Raw genomic sequence first — 13,660 nt, 5'->3', positions numbered from 1 at the left:
GCTTTAGTATGGGTTGGCGTAGCCAAGAGATTGCATAAGCAACACCTCCAGCGCCTCCATCTCCAGCGCATCTCGCTCATTCGTCTCATGCTCATAGCCTTGCGCATGCAAGATGCCGTGAACAATCAAATGCGCCCAATGCTCTTCCAAGGATTTGTTTTGCTGCGCTGCCTCGCGCGCAATCACAGGCGCACAGAGCACGATATCAGCCGCCAAAAACGGCTCGCGCTGGTAATCAAAAGTCAGCACATTCGTCGCGTAGTCTTTCGCCTTGCCGCGATAGCTTCGGTTGAGCTCACGGCCTTCCACATCGCCCACGACTCGCAGCGTGATTTGATCAGCCTCGTGAGCGCTCACCAGCGCATGCGCCACCCAGCGCTGCACACGCGTACGCGAGAGTAGGCGTTTGAGAGCCATGCGCTCGGCTGCACTGCCTAAATCATTTGAAAACTGTAAATCAAGCATTTTTTATAGAAAATCAATCGATTACCGGCGTAGATACTGCGCAGAGTGCTATTGAATTAATAGTATTTCACGCTGACACTTACGCTTTACTCCGCGTTGATTTCGCGTCATACGCATCCACAATCCGCGCCACCAGCGGATGCCGCACCACATCGGCACTCGTCATGCGCGTCATCGCAATGCCTTTCACGCCTTTGAGCACGCGCTCCGCATCCACCAAACCGCTGAGCTGGCCTTGCGGCAAATCAATCTGGCTCACATCGCCTGTGATCACGGCTTTGCTGCTGAAACCCAAGCGCGTGAGAAACATCTTCATCTGCTCAGGCGTGGTGTTTTGCGCCTCATCCAAAATCACAAAGCTGTGGTTCAGCGTGCGCCCGCGCATGAAGGCCAGCGGTGCAATCTCCAGCTGCTGGCGTTCAAAAGCTTTTTGCACCCGCTCAAATCCCATCAAATCGTAAAGAGCGTCATACAAGGGTCGCAAATAGGGATCAATCTTCTGCGCTAAATCACCCGGCAGATAGCCCAGCTTCTCCCCCGCCTCCACCGCAGGCCGCGTGAGCACGATGCGCTGCACGGCGCTGCGCTCCAGCGCATCCACCGCGCAGGCCACGGCAAGATATGTCTTTCCCGTACCCGCTGGGCCAATGCCGAAGCTGATATCGTGCGCCGCGATGTTGGCCAAATACTGCGTTTGATTCGGCGAACGCGCACGCAGATCAGCGCGCCGCGTATTAAGCAGCGGGCTTTCGCCATCCAAGCTAGGCTCTTTGCCTGAGACCATCAGCTCCCACACCTCGGGCGAAATAGGTTTGCTCGCAATCTCATATGCCGCCTGCAGCAGCTCGATCACGCGCTCAGCATCCTTCTTCGCGCCATTCACACGAAAATCTTCATGCCGATGCGCGATGTTCACATTCAGCGCCTCTTCCAAGCGGCGCAGATGCTCGTCGTTCGGGCCACACAAATGGCTCAAGCGTTTGTTATTGATTGGGGTGAAAGTATGTCGAAGAATCACCGTGTGATCCTAACACCGACGGTTGGCCGCGCCTCAGTGTGCCGCTGGCGGGCGCTGTGGGTAGGCGCGAGGACGCAGCGCAAGGAAGAGCAACGCCCCCACAGGGCTTACCAGTGGTGCAATGGGGCGCGTCTAGCCATCGGTGTTAGGATTGACGTACTGTTTAGAAATACACTATGGCTTTTAGGAGACCCGCCGAATGATCGGTCGCATCGCAGGCAATTTGCTCGAAAAGAATCCCCCGCAAATTTTGGTGGACTGCAGCGGTGTGGGCTACCAGCTCGATGTGCCCATGAGCACCTTCTACAACCTGCCCGCCCTCGGCGAAAAAGTCGCCCTGCTCACGCATTTCGTCGTGCGCGAAGATGCACAGATCCTCTTCGGTTTTGCCACAGCGCAAGAGCGCGAAACCTTCCGCCAGCTCGTCAAAATCTCCGGCGTCGGCCCGCGTACGGCGCTTAGCATCTTGAGCGGCATGAGCGTCGCCGACCTCGCCCAAGCCGTCACCCTGCAAGAAGCCACGCGCCTCACCAAAGTCCCCGGCATCGGCAAGAAAACCGCCGAGCGCTTGCTGCTCGAACTCAAAGGCAAGCTCGGCGCAGACATTGGCGCAGGCGCTGCGATTCAAAACGATGCGCAAAGTGATATCTTGCAGGCGCTCATTGCACTAGGCTATAGCGATAAGGAAGCGACGCTTGCTTTGAAGGCCTTGCCCAAGGATGTGGGGGTGAGTGAGGGAATCAAGTTGGCTTTGAAAGCATTAGCAAAGTAATTTAAGGCTGAATTTGAAATGGAAAAACTCCTGTTTTGGCTTCCTGTCATCTTGCTAGGCATAGCTTATGGATGCCTGATAGCAGGGATTCAAAGCACAGAACAGCAAAATCGCCGCAGAAATCGTATCGAAATAGTTGTGGCAATCAGCATTTTTGCTGTGCTCCTTGCTGGGCTTTTGCTCTCTGGCTACGTCAAAAACGAAACAATGAGCTTCCTTTTTGGCATTGGCTTGATGTTAGCTCTCCCAGCTATCGTGGTATTCGCAATCAGCTGCGCTGTTGGAAAAAGTCTAATAGCATTCGTGAGGGAGCGCAAAAAGTGACGATCCAAACTGACAACTTCGCCCCGCCTCCGCGTGTCATCTCCGCATCTCCTGCTTCGCCGCAAGAAGAAGCGATTGAGCGCGCCTTGCGCCCCAAACTGCTGGATGAATATGTCGGCCAAGCTAAAGTGCGCGAGCAGTTGGAGATTTTTATTGGTGCGGCGAAGAAGCGCGGCGAGGCGCTGGATCATGTGTTGCTGTTCGGCCCGCCCGGCTTGGGCAAGACGACGCTTTCGCACATCGTGGCGCATGAGCTGGGCGTGAATCTGCGGCAGACTTCGGGGCCCGTGCTTGAAAAGCCGAAAGACTTGGCTGCGCTCCTCACCAATCTTGAGAAAAATGATGTGCTCTTCATTGACGAGATTCACCGCTTAAGCCCCGTGGTTGAAGAAATTCTCTACCCCGCGCTGGAAGACTACAAAATCGACATCATGATCGGCGAAGGCCCAGCCGCGCGCTCGATCAAGCTTGAGTTGCAGCCCTTCACCCTTGTGGGCGCGACCACGCGCGCAGGCATGCTCACCAATCCGCTGCGCGATCGCTTCGGCATCGTGGCGCGTCTGGAGTTTTACACCACGGAAGAGTTGACAAAGATCGTCACCCGCAGCGCGAGCCTGCTCGGCGCGCCCCTGCAAGGCGACGGCGGCCTAGAAATCGCCCGCCGCTCACGCGGCACCCCCCGCATCGCCAACCGCCTCCTGCGCCGCGTACGCGACTATGCCGACGTGAAAGGCGACGGCACGATCACGCAAGACATCGCTTCAAAAGCGCTTGCCATGCTCGACGTTGACCCCCAAGGCTTCGACGTGATGGATCGCAAACTCCTCGAAGCCCTGATCCACCGCTTCGACGGCGGCCCAGTAGGCCTAGACAATATCGCCGCCAGCATCGGCGAAGAGCGAGACACAATTGAAGATGTGATCGAGCCCTATCTCATTCAACAAGGCTACTTACAACGCAGCCCGCGCGGGCGCGTGGCGACTCTTGCTGCTTATCGGCATCTGGGCGTTGTGCCGCCGAAGTCTGCGACCGATTTGTTTAATCTGCCCTAGAACCTAGAGCATGGCGCGCGATGATTATTTGCGCAGCGAAATAAGTCCCCAAAATCCACAACGGGCTGAGCGGAATCGGCGATACGAATTTGTTGATCGCCAGCAGTGAGTCGGAAGCCATAAAGAGCAGACTACCGACCGCGACCCATTTGGAAGAAGTTGTTTTCAGCTCAATAGCTCGCCCGACCGCTTGCGCGCCCATGAGGGCGATGATGAAGACATAAACAGCGACGGGGATTTGCAGGCCGGTGCTTAAGTTGGGTAGCAAGTAGGCATACATCGCCACGCCGTAGGCCAAGCATGCGGCGAGCACGGGTTTGCTGGGGAACCAACTCACACCTTGTTTGAAGAGAGCGATGTAGAAGAGATGAGCGATGAGGAAACTCGCCAAGCCTTGGATGAAGAAGCCGGGGAACATGAGCCATGCGTCACCTGCGATTGAGAAGGCCAGAGCAGCTATAAGAAGATTTTTTGAGCGTTTTTGGCCAATCGCCGGCATAAAATCTGTGCAGAGCGCTATATAAATAAGAGCAAATCCGACGCCGAGTGGTTTGAAGATGCGATGCGTGACAAGCCAAGCGTCTGCTGCTGAGCCACCCGAAGCTTGCGCAAAACAAGCGGATGCCGTGGCAATCGCCGCCGCCCAACCTGCTACGCCTAGCCAGGGATGCAAGCGCGCTTGAAGCACAGCATTGGTGAGCCAGAGCATGGCGCAGAGCGTAGCTACGCTGACGAGCTGCAAGCCCTGGCCCATGCCATCGGCCACCCAGAGGAAAGCCGCCACGCCGCCGAGCAGAAGATTGAAGCTGACAGCACCAAACCAATTCGCCGCGCGGCTTGTGGGCTCATAGTATTTGCTGCGCACACTTTCAATATCGAAAGCAGGCTTAGGAAATCTCGCCGCCACATCCGCAGGCCGCCAACCCGGTGGCTTGAGGAAAACGCGCACTTTATCCGCCCAGCTTCGCGTATGCCAAGCGTCTTTTAACAAACCTGTATAGACCTCCGCATTCGCCCACAGTGGATCCCAGCTTTTCAAAGGGCTGCGCGTGCCGTAAACGCATTTTTCGTCTTCCTCTTTGAAGCTGCCAAACATGCGATCCCACACCACGAGGATGCCGCCATAGTTGCGATCCACATAACGATCATTCACGGCATGATGCACGCGATGATTCGAGGGCGAGCAAAACCAGCGGTCAAACCAACCCAGCTTGGGCACATGCTCGGTGTGCACCCAAAATTGATAGAGCAAATCAATGAGAGCGACGATGCCAAACACCGCAGGCGGCACGCCAGCGAGCGCCATGGGGATGTAGAAAATCCAGCCGAGCAGTGCGCCGCTAGAAGTCTGCCGCAGCGCAGTAGAGAGGTTGTAATCTTGGCTTTGGTGATGCACCACATGCGCTGCCCAAAGAATCGCGCTCTCATGCCCCATGCGGTGCAGCCAGTAGTAGCAAAAATCATAAAAAATCAGCGCGAGAACCCAGCCATACCAAGTGTTCCAAAACTCTTTTGCGGCATCGAGCGGCACGAGTGAGAGGCTCGCATACACAGCGGTGTACACGCCCACACGCAGCAGGCGCGTGAAGACGGCGGTGAATTGGCTCATCATGCCCAAACCGATACTGCTGATGGCATCTTGCAAGCGATAGGTGTTGCGGCCTTTGGCGATGCCCCAAAAATATTCGATGGCGATCAGTAGGAAGAAGACCGGAGTGGCTAGGACGATGACTTTGCTCATGTGTGCATTATCTTGAGATGTGCTGATGCGTGCAGCAGTGTTTTCCTTGGGGTTTTGGTTTTCGGAAGATTTTTGTTTGGATGGAACGGCAGCGAGTCTGAGGCGCTGCGCCTCAGACTCTTGGCCTTTTGGCTATTCAAGATAACTACGCATTTCGTTTATTGGCGTTTTACAAAACTGGTCTGCGCTTGCCGACTGTGATTGGGCTATCTCCCGCAGCGACATAAAGGGGGAGACGGCGAAGCCGGCGGAGGACAGTCGCGAAGGGGGATAGCCCAAGCGCAGACCCAAGCAAGCCAACCAAGCCGACTTAGGCCAGGCATCCCCGAGAAGTCACCTCAATGATTCGCTCAACATGCCCAGAAAGCAAACCGCCGCGCACACCCACCATCACATCATGCAAATTCACCGTCGGATCACAATGGCCGGGAATCAACCAGACTACATCCCCAATAGAAGGCAAAGCAGAGCCACGCAAAATGCCATGCTCATCACCACCATTGAAGAATTGCCAATCGGCCTTGTGTCCCGCCCAGATTTTGGGCAAGCCAGAATCAATCGCATGGCTTTTGTGGCCAGCATCGACGATGGAGCGATCATCGCTTGAGGTGGTGTGGCGACTGATCACTTGCGATTTCACAAAGAGCGCATGCTCAAAGCGTGGCATGCTTGCATCTTGCTCGTTCGAGGCGTAATCCGCATCCATGAAGAGATACGAACCCGCTTGCAGCTCGCCATACACGCCGCTTGTGGCCTCATGAATGAAGCTGCCTGTGCCCGCGCCTGTGACAAGGGGCACATCAAAGCCTGCACCCTGTAGCGCAGATTTCGTAGCCAGCACTTTCCCAATCACCTGCGCAATCGCCTCGCGTCTTTCAACTGCGCTGCGCAGATGCTGCGCTCTGCCGTGATAAGCCTGCAAACCGGCAAAGCGCAGACTTGAATGCCGAGAAATTTCTTGCACCAAAGGCACAGCTGCCACGCCTGGCTCGATGCCGCAGCGCGCTTGGCCAACATCAATTTCAACAAACACATTCACCGCCTCGCCGGGCGCGATGCGCGTAAGCGCCTGCGCCAATGTGCGAATGCCTTGCAAGCTGTCCGCAGCCACTGCAAGCCTCATTTTTAAAGCATTTTGACCCTCTCGCCGTCGTAGAATCTGCGCGAGATGCTCACATTTTGATAGTGATGTAACGACATTGCTGATGTAGATATCATCCACGCCCTGCTCAGCCAGCGCCGCCGCTTCGGATACTTTTTGCACACACACGCCCACCGCGCCCGCTTGCATTTGCAGCTGAGAAAGCTCAGCTGATTTATGCATCTTGGCATGTGGGCGCAGCTTTACGCCTTGCGCGTTCGCGTAGGCTTGCATGCGCGAGAGATTGCGCTCCATCGCATCCAGATCAATCACCAGAGCAGGCGTGTCAATGGCCTTCACGCTTTGGCCAACCCAGCTTGCCAAATCAAGCATGCTGCTCATCCAAGCCAGAATTCAAATGACTCGTATCGCTCCATCCCACTAAGCTGAAATGCTCGCCATTGAAGAGCACACGGTTAATGGAGGCGTTGCCGAGTTGCCAAGTGCGCGGCGCTTGCAGCTCAAGGCCTGTGGCTTCGCGATAAATGATGTCCATCACGCCGCCATGGCTCACCACAACAATGTGTTTTTCAGCATATTGAGCCACGAGCCGCCGCAAGCATTGCGTCACACGCTCTCTAAATGCAAGCAAGGATTCACCACCGCCCGGTGAAAAATCTGGCACACGTTTGCGCCACAGCAGCGCCTCTTCGGGCATCTGCGCCTCAATCTCGGCAAAGGTCTTGCCTTGGAAGCTGCCGAATTCACGCTCACGCAGGCCGTTGTCGATCTGCACTGTGAGGCCGTGATGTTTGGCAATCGCCAGCGCGGTCTCGTAGGCTCGCGCGAGATCACTGCTGATGATGGCATCCACACTCTCAGAAGCCATCGCCTTGCCCGCTTGTTCAGCCTGCCAATAGCCGGTGTCGTTTAAGCTGATATCCAGCTGGCCTTGAATGCGGGTGTCCACATTCCAAGCAGTTTCGCCATGGCGAATAGCGGTGATGCGGGTGATGGCAGGTACGGCTTCAGTCATGCACTGACTTTAGCCCGGATATTTCATCATGAGCGCCATTTTGCGAAGCTTTTATCTCGATAAACAAAATCTTTTGCTCAAATCCAATGTGTACCCTGCAAAATGGCTCAGCATCCGCCGCATCCCAAACTCGGGCGTCTGGCTGCACGCTGCTTCGCCCAGAGGGCACGCGCCCTCTGCTTGTCGCATCGCGCAACCAGTCATCCCGATTTTGGGCGCGTCGGACGCTGTCATGGTGAAATATCCGGGCTAGCCGGAAAACTCAACACCGCTCAGCGTGGGATCTCAATATTCACCATGCGCTTGCCTTCGGGTGGCTTGGGAAAGCCTTGAAGCGCGGCTGCCAACATGGCAGGCAGCACAGCCTCATCATCCGCCCAGCGCCCCTCATGCTGCGCTTTGGTTTCATAGACCACGCGGTTGTCTGATGTATCGCGAATGATCAGACTGACTTCGCGCACATACCAAGGCTGCGGTATGGGCGGTAAGAAGGGTGTGTAGATCACTCTTCCCGAGCCGGTCACCACATAGTCGCGGCCGGGCAAGCCCCAGCCGAAGGGATGCGCTTGCCAAGGATCGTCAAACGGGCCACGTTCCAAACGTTGAATTCGGGCGGACAGCTGCACGCTGAAATTCGCCGCCGCATTTGCGCTCTCGGCCTGTGGTTTGAAACCCCACTTGCCTAACTCTTGCGCAGCCATGGCCTCCAGCTTGATTTGCCGCATCGCCTGCGGCTCTTGCAAATTCTGCTGCGAAGGCAAGCGCTCGAAACGCCAACTGGCTTGCGCAGGCCTGGCTTCAAGCTTGGAGTAGGCGGCCACCTGGCTGTCCACAATGCGCAGACCAGAGCATCCTGCGAGCAAAACACTCGCCAGGATCACTATCAAATTAAGAGCACTCCGCGCAGAATATACGCCGGCAAAGTGGCTAAAAGGCTTAAAAAAGCCGCCTTCAAACGAAGCGTATAACTTGACCGGCCGCGTCATCCATCGCGGGGCTGGCGCAAGCCTCATCGCCGCTGTTGTCACTGCCATCAAATGATTCATGGTCAAACCCCTTGTCGCCATCTTGGCTGGCGATGCCATTGGCTTTGAGGCTCTTGAAGTCATGAAGTTTCGCATCCATCAAATGCGATGGCACAACGTTTTGCAAGGCATGCAGCATGTTGTCCAGTCGCCCTGGGAATTTGCGCTGCCAATCCTTGAGCATATTGCCCACCTGCTTGCGTTGCAGATTTTCTTGGCTGCCGCAGAGGTTGCAAGGGATGATTGGAAATTGCTGCCATTCGGAATAGCGCACGATATCGCGCTCATCCACATAAGCGAGTGGGCGGATCACGATGTGTTTGCCATCGTCGCTTTGCAGCTTGGGTGGCATGCCCTTCAGTTTGCCGCCAAAAAACATGTTCAAAAACAGCGTTTGCAACATGTCATCGCGATGATGCCCCAGCGCGATCTTCGTGCATTTCAATTCATCGGCCACGCGATACAAAATACCCCGGCGAAGGCGGCTGCAAAGTGAGCACAGCGTCTTGCCTTCAGGTATTTTGTCCATCACGATGGAATAGGTATCCTGCTCTTCGATATGAAACTCAACGCCCTTGGCTTTGAGATAGGCCGGCAACACATCTTCCGGAAAGCCAGGCTGCTTCTGATCCAGATTCACCGCAATGATCTCAAAATCAATCGGCGCACGCGCCTGGAGTTTGAGCAAAATATCCAGCATGGTGTAGCTGTCTTTGCCGCCGGAGAGACAGACCATCACGCGGTCACCCTGCTCGATCATGTTGTATTCCACAATCGCTTTGCCCACCTCGCGGCACAGGCGCTTTTCAAGCTTGTTGTTTTCAAGCGATTGGCGTGGCGATTTGTCACGCAGCGCGTCGTTTTCGCTGAGTTGGCCTTTGGTTAGCAAGGAGTCTGTAAGTAGCATTGTGCTATTGTCTCATTTCGTGCACCCAGTCATTTTTACGTTTCGCTTATGAGTTTGTTGCGTCGCTATGCCCAACCGACGAGGTACGTGATCAGAGCATGGATTCTTCTAGCCTTTGCATTTTTGATGCCACAGGCCTTTTCTCAGCCCTCTGCGTCACAAGACAAGCTATACCGCATGGTGGATGCCTATCCAAGTGCGCAAATCGCTGGCATCGCCGTATTGAGCAATGCGGACAATTCGCTTCGCCTAGAGCAAATACAAGCCCTTCCACCTGAATCGTTTGTTGAATTGCCGCCCGGCCAGTTACGTATCACAGACACTTCTCGGAACCGATCGCTTTGGCTCAAAATCAGCTTGCGAGCGCCTGAGCCTGTGGCCAAGCAACAGCCTTCTGCTATCTCTGTTCTTGAGATCCAAAAGCCCTACCTCGATCAACTCGCTCTATACACCCCGATCGGACAACCAGGGGAAGGCTGGCAAGTGCAGCGCTCTGGCGATTCTCTGGCAATTCAGCAGTGGTCTCTGCCAGGCCAGTTTCCGCGTTTTTCGCTCCCCAGCATCAGCGATTTGCAAAATTCACCCGGCGGCCAAATGGTGGTGTATTTGCATGTGCCACACCGCATCGCGGCAAGCTTTGATATGAGAGTTTTGTCCGCAGCAGGCCTTGTGGAAGACTTGCAGCGCGACTATGTTTTGCTTGGTCTCACTTTTGGCTTCATGCTTCTTGCAGTCGTGCTTTCGATGGCGCTGTTTGCTTTTCATCGCGACATCTTGTTTGTTTGGTACGCTGTCTACGCCTTTTTCTCCTTATTCGCCTGCCTGAGCCACTCGGGGCTCGCTTTCCAGTATCTTTGGCCCTGGGGTGGTGAGTGGCCTAGCAGCGCGGCAACGTGTTTCGCACTGATCGGCTTTGCAGCCCAGCTACAGTTTTGCAAGCTGATGTTTATGCCTTCGGCCTCTAAAGTATGGTTGACGAGGCTTTGCGAATGGCTTGGCGGTTCTGCTGTTTTTGTCGCACTGGTATTAGCCAGTGTTGGACGCGAATTTTGGATACATGCGATTTTGCTGTCTCAAGCTGTGATCATCGTGTGCGCCTTCCTCTCTTGCAGTCTGATTGCCATGGCATCCTGGCGCGGTAACAAATTTGCCATGATGTCAGCGCTGACCTTTTTACCTTTGTTCGTCTCGGTGATTTTCCTCATGGCCAATGCCCTAGGCATCATCGGTTTGCCGGAATTTGGCTACAACGCGCCTTTGTATGCTTTTGCTTTGGAATTGGGTTTGTTATCGATATGTTTGCTCTGGTTTGGCCACCATCGTCACGGTCAAATAGAGCGCAGTAACGCCTTAGCCACCACCGATCCTCTGACTGGATTTGCGACAGCACAAGCTTTCAAGGATCGCTTTCAACGCGATTGGTCGGAATCATCTTCACAACATCAAGATGTGGCCGTGGCGTACATCGAAATACAAACACCAGAAAATAGCCGTCGGCATTTAGAACAGTTGCTCAAGCGCAGTGTGCGTGTGCTTCGCGCGGCCACAAGAGCTAGCGATGTGGTGGCGCGACTGGATGGAAAAATGTTGGCTCTCTTGATGCATGATGTGCAAATGGGCGATGAGCTGAACCAGCGCCTCGCGCGCATCGTCGCCCTCGGCCTGATGCCCGAATCCAGCGAGCCCGGCGTTGAGGTGCTGAAATTTCGCATCGCCGCCACCACACGCAAACGCTATGCCCAGCTGCCTGAGCTGTTGGATCAGGATTTACGCGCCTTGATTGCGGATAGCGAGGGCTGGGGCAGCAAGCCCATTCGCTATCTTGAGGGTGGAAGCAGTTGGGTCAGTGGCCCCAAGTTTGCAAGCACCGAAGTGCTTGCGCAGCATTGGGATCAAATCTTGGGTGATGAGATCTCCAACTTGTCGCTGGACTCCATCACCACTGTCCCGTCTCCACGGCGATAGCCACTTCGCAATCATCAAAGATCTCCAGCTTGGCGATCTTCACACGCACACCCACCACGCCGGGCAATTGCATCAAGCGGCTGGCCACTTTACCGATCAGGCTTTCCAGCAAATTGATATGCCGCTCGGTGCATTCGTCAATGATGATTTGGCGCACTTTGCGGTAATCCAGCACATGGTTGATCTCATCGTCTTGCGGGGTGAGTGGTTGCGTGCCGAGATTGAGCTCGGTATCGACTTGGATGGGTTGTGGCTTGGTTTTTTCGCTCTCCAAAATGCCTAAGTTCGCATCGAAGCGCAGGCCGGTGAGCTGGAGGATTTGCGTGCCGCGTGGGCTGTTGGTATGAGGCATAGTTACATCAAAGAAAAATCGCGGTCGAATTTCATCAGGTGTTGGCCACCATCGACCAGCAGCGTCGTTCCGGTGATGGACGAATTGGTGAGCGCAAACAGCACGGCAGCGCACACATCTTCAGGCGTGGAGCTTCGGCCCAGAGGCGAGAGTTTGTGCAGTGCTTGGAATTTATCGTCTTCGAGCATATGAGACGTGAGCGTGAGGCCAGGCGCCACGCCCACCACGCGCACTTGCGGCGCCAAGCCCATGGCGAGCATGGTGTTGGCAGATTCCAAAGCAGCTTTGGAAAGCGTGTAGCTTAAAAAATCTGGGTTTTGGTTCCAAAGCTTCTGATCAAGCATATTCACCACAACGCCGTTGTCACCACGCGCTTTCACATGCGCATGCAAGGCCTGCGCGAGCAAGATGGCCGCCCCTGTGTTGCTCGCCAAATGCTTTTGCATGGCGGCATAGCTGAAGGTCTCGGGGGCATCATGCTCAAAAAGTGCTGCGCTGTTGACCACAGCATCGAGCCGCCCCATGTGCGCGATCACCTGGGCGGCTAGGCCGCGTGTAGCGGCCTCGTCGCTTAAATCTGCTTGGAATTTATAATGAAACTGGCTTTCATTTAACGTTGTGGCCGGCATAGAATCTGCGCAAAGCGCTACTGTTTCAATAGCATCCACCTCCGAGCCACGGTAATGCACAGCGACACGCCAGCCCGCCTTAGCGCATGCGAGCGCGATCTCGCGGCCTAAGCGCTTGGCCGCGCCGGTAACCAGAACGACCCGGGAATCAGAAGAAATACGCATAGATGCAGGACAATCTCAGGTGTGAACTCAACATCTTCCAGTGTATCTGAGGCTCTCAGTGCCCACATCGCCCAGCTTATCGCTCAACGCGGCGGCTGGCTGCCCTTTGATGATTTCATGCAAGCGGCGCTTTACACGCCTGGCTTGGGTTATTACACCAACGGTTTGCCCAAACTCGGGAGCGAAGCTGGGAGCGATTTCGTCACCGCGCCCGAGCTCTCGCCCCTTTTTGGCCAATGCATCGCTGCCCAAGCGGCGCAAGTTTTACAAGCTACAGGAACGCGCAGCATCTACGAATTCGGTGCAGGCAGCGGCATCCTTGCGCTACAAATATGCGAGCATCTTGCGCAGATCTCTTGCGGGCTAGAACACTATTTCATCATTGAAATTTCATCTGAGCTGCGCGCACGGCAGCAGGCGCGCTTGACGCACCTCGGCGATAAGGTGCAATGGCTAGATGCTTTGCCTGCCCAGATGCAAGGCGTGGTGATTGGCAATGAAGTGCTTGATGCGATGCCGGTGAAGCTCTTGGCGCGGATCCAAGGGCAATGGCACGAGCGAGGTGTCGCCCTAGAATCTGGCCAATTCGTCTGGCAAGACCACCCCACCACCCTGCGCCCGCCTCTTGAGCCTGCTGGAAACCATGATTACCTCACGGAGATTCACCCCCAGCAAGAAGCCTGGATGAAAACGTTGGCGGAGCATTTGAGAATAGGCGCGGCTTTCTTCATCGATTACGGCTTTCCTGAAGCCGAGTATTACCACCCCCAGCGCCACATGGGTACGGTGATGACGCATCAGCAGCACAGGAGTGGCACCGATCCGCTCAGCGATGTCGGCATGAAAGACATCACCGCCCATGTGAACTTCACTTCTCTAGCCCTCGCCGCGCAAGATGCAGGGCTGGATGTGATGGGCTATGCAACACAAGGCCGTTTCTTACTCAACTGCGGATTGCTATCAAAAGCAGAGCTGCTCGCGCAGATTCCAAGCGTGCAAATGGCCAAATTGATCAATGAACACGAAATGGGTGAGCTGTTCAAGGTTTTGGCACTTGGCAAGGGTTTAGACTTGGAGCTGATCGGCTTCACACAAGGCGATCGCAGCCATACCCTGTAATTTTTACTT

The 13,660-nt window shown here is 55.2% G+C and carries 15 protein-coding genes; 6 read left to right on the top strand and 9 right to left on the bottom strand.

The genetic code is table 11. The features are described 5' to 3' along the window. Positions 1-3 precede the first annotated feature (3 nt). Both ybeY and KIH26_RS11045 read right to left on the bottom strand, forming a co-directional pair. On the bottom strand, positions 4-465 hold the full coding sequence (ybeY, locus tag KIH26_RS11050; RefSeq protein ID WP_213445203.1) for an rRNA maturation RNase YbeY: 462 nt from the start codon (positions 463-465) through the stop codon (positions 4-6). Positions 466-544: 79 nt separating this feature from the next. Beyond that, complete coding sequence (locus KIH26_RS11045; protein WP_213445197.1) at positions 545-1,483, bottom strand: PhoH family protein; 939 nt, start codon at positions 1,481-1,483, stop codon at positions 545-547. 199 nt (positions 1,484-1,682) lie between these two features. On the opposite strand from KIH26_RS11045, the gene ruvA reads away from it, so the two are divergent. From ruvA to ruvB, 3 genes are read left to right on the top strand one after another with little or no spacing between them, the layout of a single operon-like run. Next, positions 1,683-2,255, top strand: a complete 573-nt coding sequence (ruvA, locus tag KIH26_RS11040) for a Holliday junction branch migration protein RuvA (protein ID WP_213445195.1) — start codon at positions 1,683-1,685, stop codon at positions 2,253-2,255. Between the two features lie 18 nt (positions 2,256-2,273). After that, positions 2,274-2,579 carry a hypothetical protein gene (locus KIH26_RS11035; protein WP_213445193.1) on the top strand — a complete coding sequence of 102 codons (306 nt, stop codon included), beginning with the start codon at positions 2,274-2,276 and terminating at the stop codon, positions 2,577-2,579. Beyond that, positions 2,576-3,631: a Holliday junction branch migration DNA helicase RuvB gene (ruvB, locus tag KIH26_RS11030; protein ID WP_213445191.1), complete on the top strand. Its 1,056-nt coding sequence runs from the start codon at positions 2,576-2,578 to the stop codon at positions 3,629-3,631. Before KIH26_RS11035 ends, ruvB begins: the two co-directional genes overlap by 4 nt. On the opposite strand, the gene KIH26_RS11025 is transcribed toward ruvB, so the two are convergent. From KIH26_RS11025 to KIH26_RS11015, 3 genes are all read right to left on the bottom strand, one after another. Beyond that, entirely contained in the window at positions 3,618-5,372 is a 1,755-nt protein-coding gene (locus tag KIH26_RS11025; RefSeq protein WP_213445189.1) for a lysoplasmalogenase family protein, read from the bottom strand. The genes ruvB and KIH26_RS11025 overlap by 14 nt on opposite strands. A 310-nt stretch (positions 5,373-5,682) precedes the next feature. Then, on the bottom strand, positions 5,683-6,846 hold the full coding sequence (locus tag KIH26_RS11020) for a DSD1 family PLP-dependent enzyme (RefSeq protein ID WP_349627868.1): 1,164 nt from the start codon (positions 6,844-6,846) through the stop codon (positions 5,683-5,685). Further along, a complete protein-coding gene (locus KIH26_RS11015) occupies positions 6,839-7,489 on the bottom strand; it encodes a histidine phosphatase family protein (RefSeq protein WP_213445185.1) in 651 nt (216 codons plus the stop codon). The genes KIH26_RS11020 and KIH26_RS11015 overlap by 8 nt, the downstream gene beginning before the upstream one ends. Positions 7,490-7,517: 28 nt before the next feature. Here KIH26_RS11015 and KIH26_RS11010 point away from each other — a divergent pair, with 28 nt between their 5' ends. Then, the gene (locus tag KIH26_RS11010) at positions 7,518-7,742 is read left to right on the top strand and encodes a hypothetical protein (protein ID WP_213445183.1); all 225 of its coding nucleotides are present in this window, start codon (positions 7,518-7,520) and stop codon (positions 7,740-7,742) included. 19 nt (positions 7,743-7,761) lie between these two features. Here KIH26_RS11010 and KIH26_RS11005 read toward each other — a convergent pair whose 3' ends face one another. Beyond that, positions 7,762-8,370, bottom strand: a complete 609-nt coding sequence (locus KIH26_RS11005; protein ID WP_213445182.1) for a DUF4136 domain-containing protein — start codon at positions 8,368-8,370, stop codon at positions 7,762-7,764. 70 nt (positions 8,371-8,440) lie between these two features. Continuing rightward, positions 8,441-9,367 (bottom strand): tRNA 2-thiocytidine(32) synthetase TtcA, encoded by a 927-nt coding sequence (ttcA, locus tag KIH26_RS11000; RefSeq protein WP_503005200.1) that lies wholly within the window; start codon positions 9,365-9,367, stop codon positions 8,441-8,443. A 180-nt stretch (positions 9,368-9,547) separates the two neighbouring features. Between ttcA and KIH26_RS10995 the strand changes: the two genes are divergently transcribed. Beyond that, on the top strand, positions 9,548-11,386 hold the full coding sequence (locus tag KIH26_RS10995) for a sensor domain-containing diguanylate cyclase (RefSeq protein WP_213445178.1): 1,839 nt from the start codon (positions 9,548-9,550) through the stop codon (positions 11,384-11,386). On the opposite strand, the gene KIH26_RS10990 is transcribed toward KIH26_RS10995, so the two are convergent. Beyond that, the gene (locus KIH26_RS10990; protein WP_213445170.1) at positions 11,358-11,738 is read right to left on the bottom strand and encodes a dihydroneopterin aldolase; all 381 of its coding nucleotides are present in this window, start codon (positions 11,736-11,738) and stop codon (positions 11,358-11,360) included. The genes KIH26_RS10995 and KIH26_RS10990 overlap by 29 nt on opposite strands. A gap of 2 nt (positions 11,739-11,740) precedes the next feature. Then, the gene (locus tag KIH26_RS10985; protein ID WP_213445168.1) at positions 11,741-12,532 is read right to left on the bottom strand and encodes an SDR family oxidoreductase; all 792 of its coding nucleotides are present in this window, start codon (positions 12,530-12,532) and stop codon (positions 11,741-11,743) included. 12 nt (positions 12,533-12,544) lie between these two features. On the opposite strand from KIH26_RS10985, the gene KIH26_RS10980 reads away from it, so the two are divergent. Continuing rightward, positions 12,545-13,651, top strand: a complete 1,107-nt coding sequence (locus KIH26_RS10980) for a class I SAM-dependent methyltransferase (protein WP_503005199.1) — start codon at positions 12,545-12,547, stop codon at positions 13,649-13,651. Positions 13,652-13,660: the final 9 nt, after the last annotated feature.

It is taken from the genome of Variovorax sp. PCZ-1, from assembly GCF_018413605.1.
In the GTDB taxonomy this organism is placed as follows: Bacteria; Pseudomonadota; Gammaproteobacteria; order Burkholderiales; family Burkholderiaceae_C; genus JANMDU01.
This window is presented reverse-complemented; position numbering and strand designations above follow the sequence as displayed.

Excerpts from the sequence above, each read along its gene's own strand:
- KIH26_RS11015 (WP_213445185.1), bottom strand. The coding sequence starts at position 7,489 with ATGACTGAAGCCGTACCTGCCATCACCCGCATCACCGCTATTCGCCAT.
- KIH26_RS10995 (WP_213445178.1), top strand. The coding sequence starts at position 9,548 with ATGCCACAGGCCTTTTCTCAGCCCTCTGCGTCACAAGACAAGCTATAC.
- ybeY (WP_213445203.1), bottom strand. The coding sequence starts at position 465 with ATGCTTGATTTACAGTTTTCAAATGATTTAGGCAGTGCAGCCGAGCGC.
- KIH26_RS11020 (WP_349627868.1), bottom strand. The coding sequence starts at position 6,846 with ATGCTTGATTTGGCAAGCTGGGTTGGCCAAAGCGTGAAGGCCATTGAC.
- KIH26_RS11025 (WP_213445189.1), bottom strand. The coding sequence starts at position 5,372 with ATGAGCAAAGTCATCGTCCTAGCCACTCCGGTCTTCTTCCTACTGATC.
- KIH26_RS11035 (WP_213445193.1), top strand. The coding sequence starts at position 2,274 with ATGGAAAAACTCCTGTTTTGGCTTCCTGTCATCTTGCTAGGCATAGCT.
- KIH26_RS10985 (WP_213445168.1), bottom strand. The coding sequence starts at position 12,532 with ATGCGTATTTCTTCTGATTCCCGGGTCGTTCTGGTTACCGGCGCGGCC.
- ruvA (WP_213445195.1), top strand. The coding sequence starts at position 1,683 with ATGATCGGTCGCATCGCAGGCAATTTGCTCGAAAAGAATCCCCCGCAA.
- KIH26_RS11010 (WP_213445183.1), top strand. The coding sequence starts at position 7,518 with ATGAGCGCCATTTTGCGAAGCTTTTATCTCGATAAACAAAATCTTTTG.
- KIH26_RS10990 (WP_213445170.1), bottom strand. The coding sequence starts at position 11,738 with ATGCCTCATACCAACAGCCCACGCGGCACGCAAATCCTCCAGCTCACC.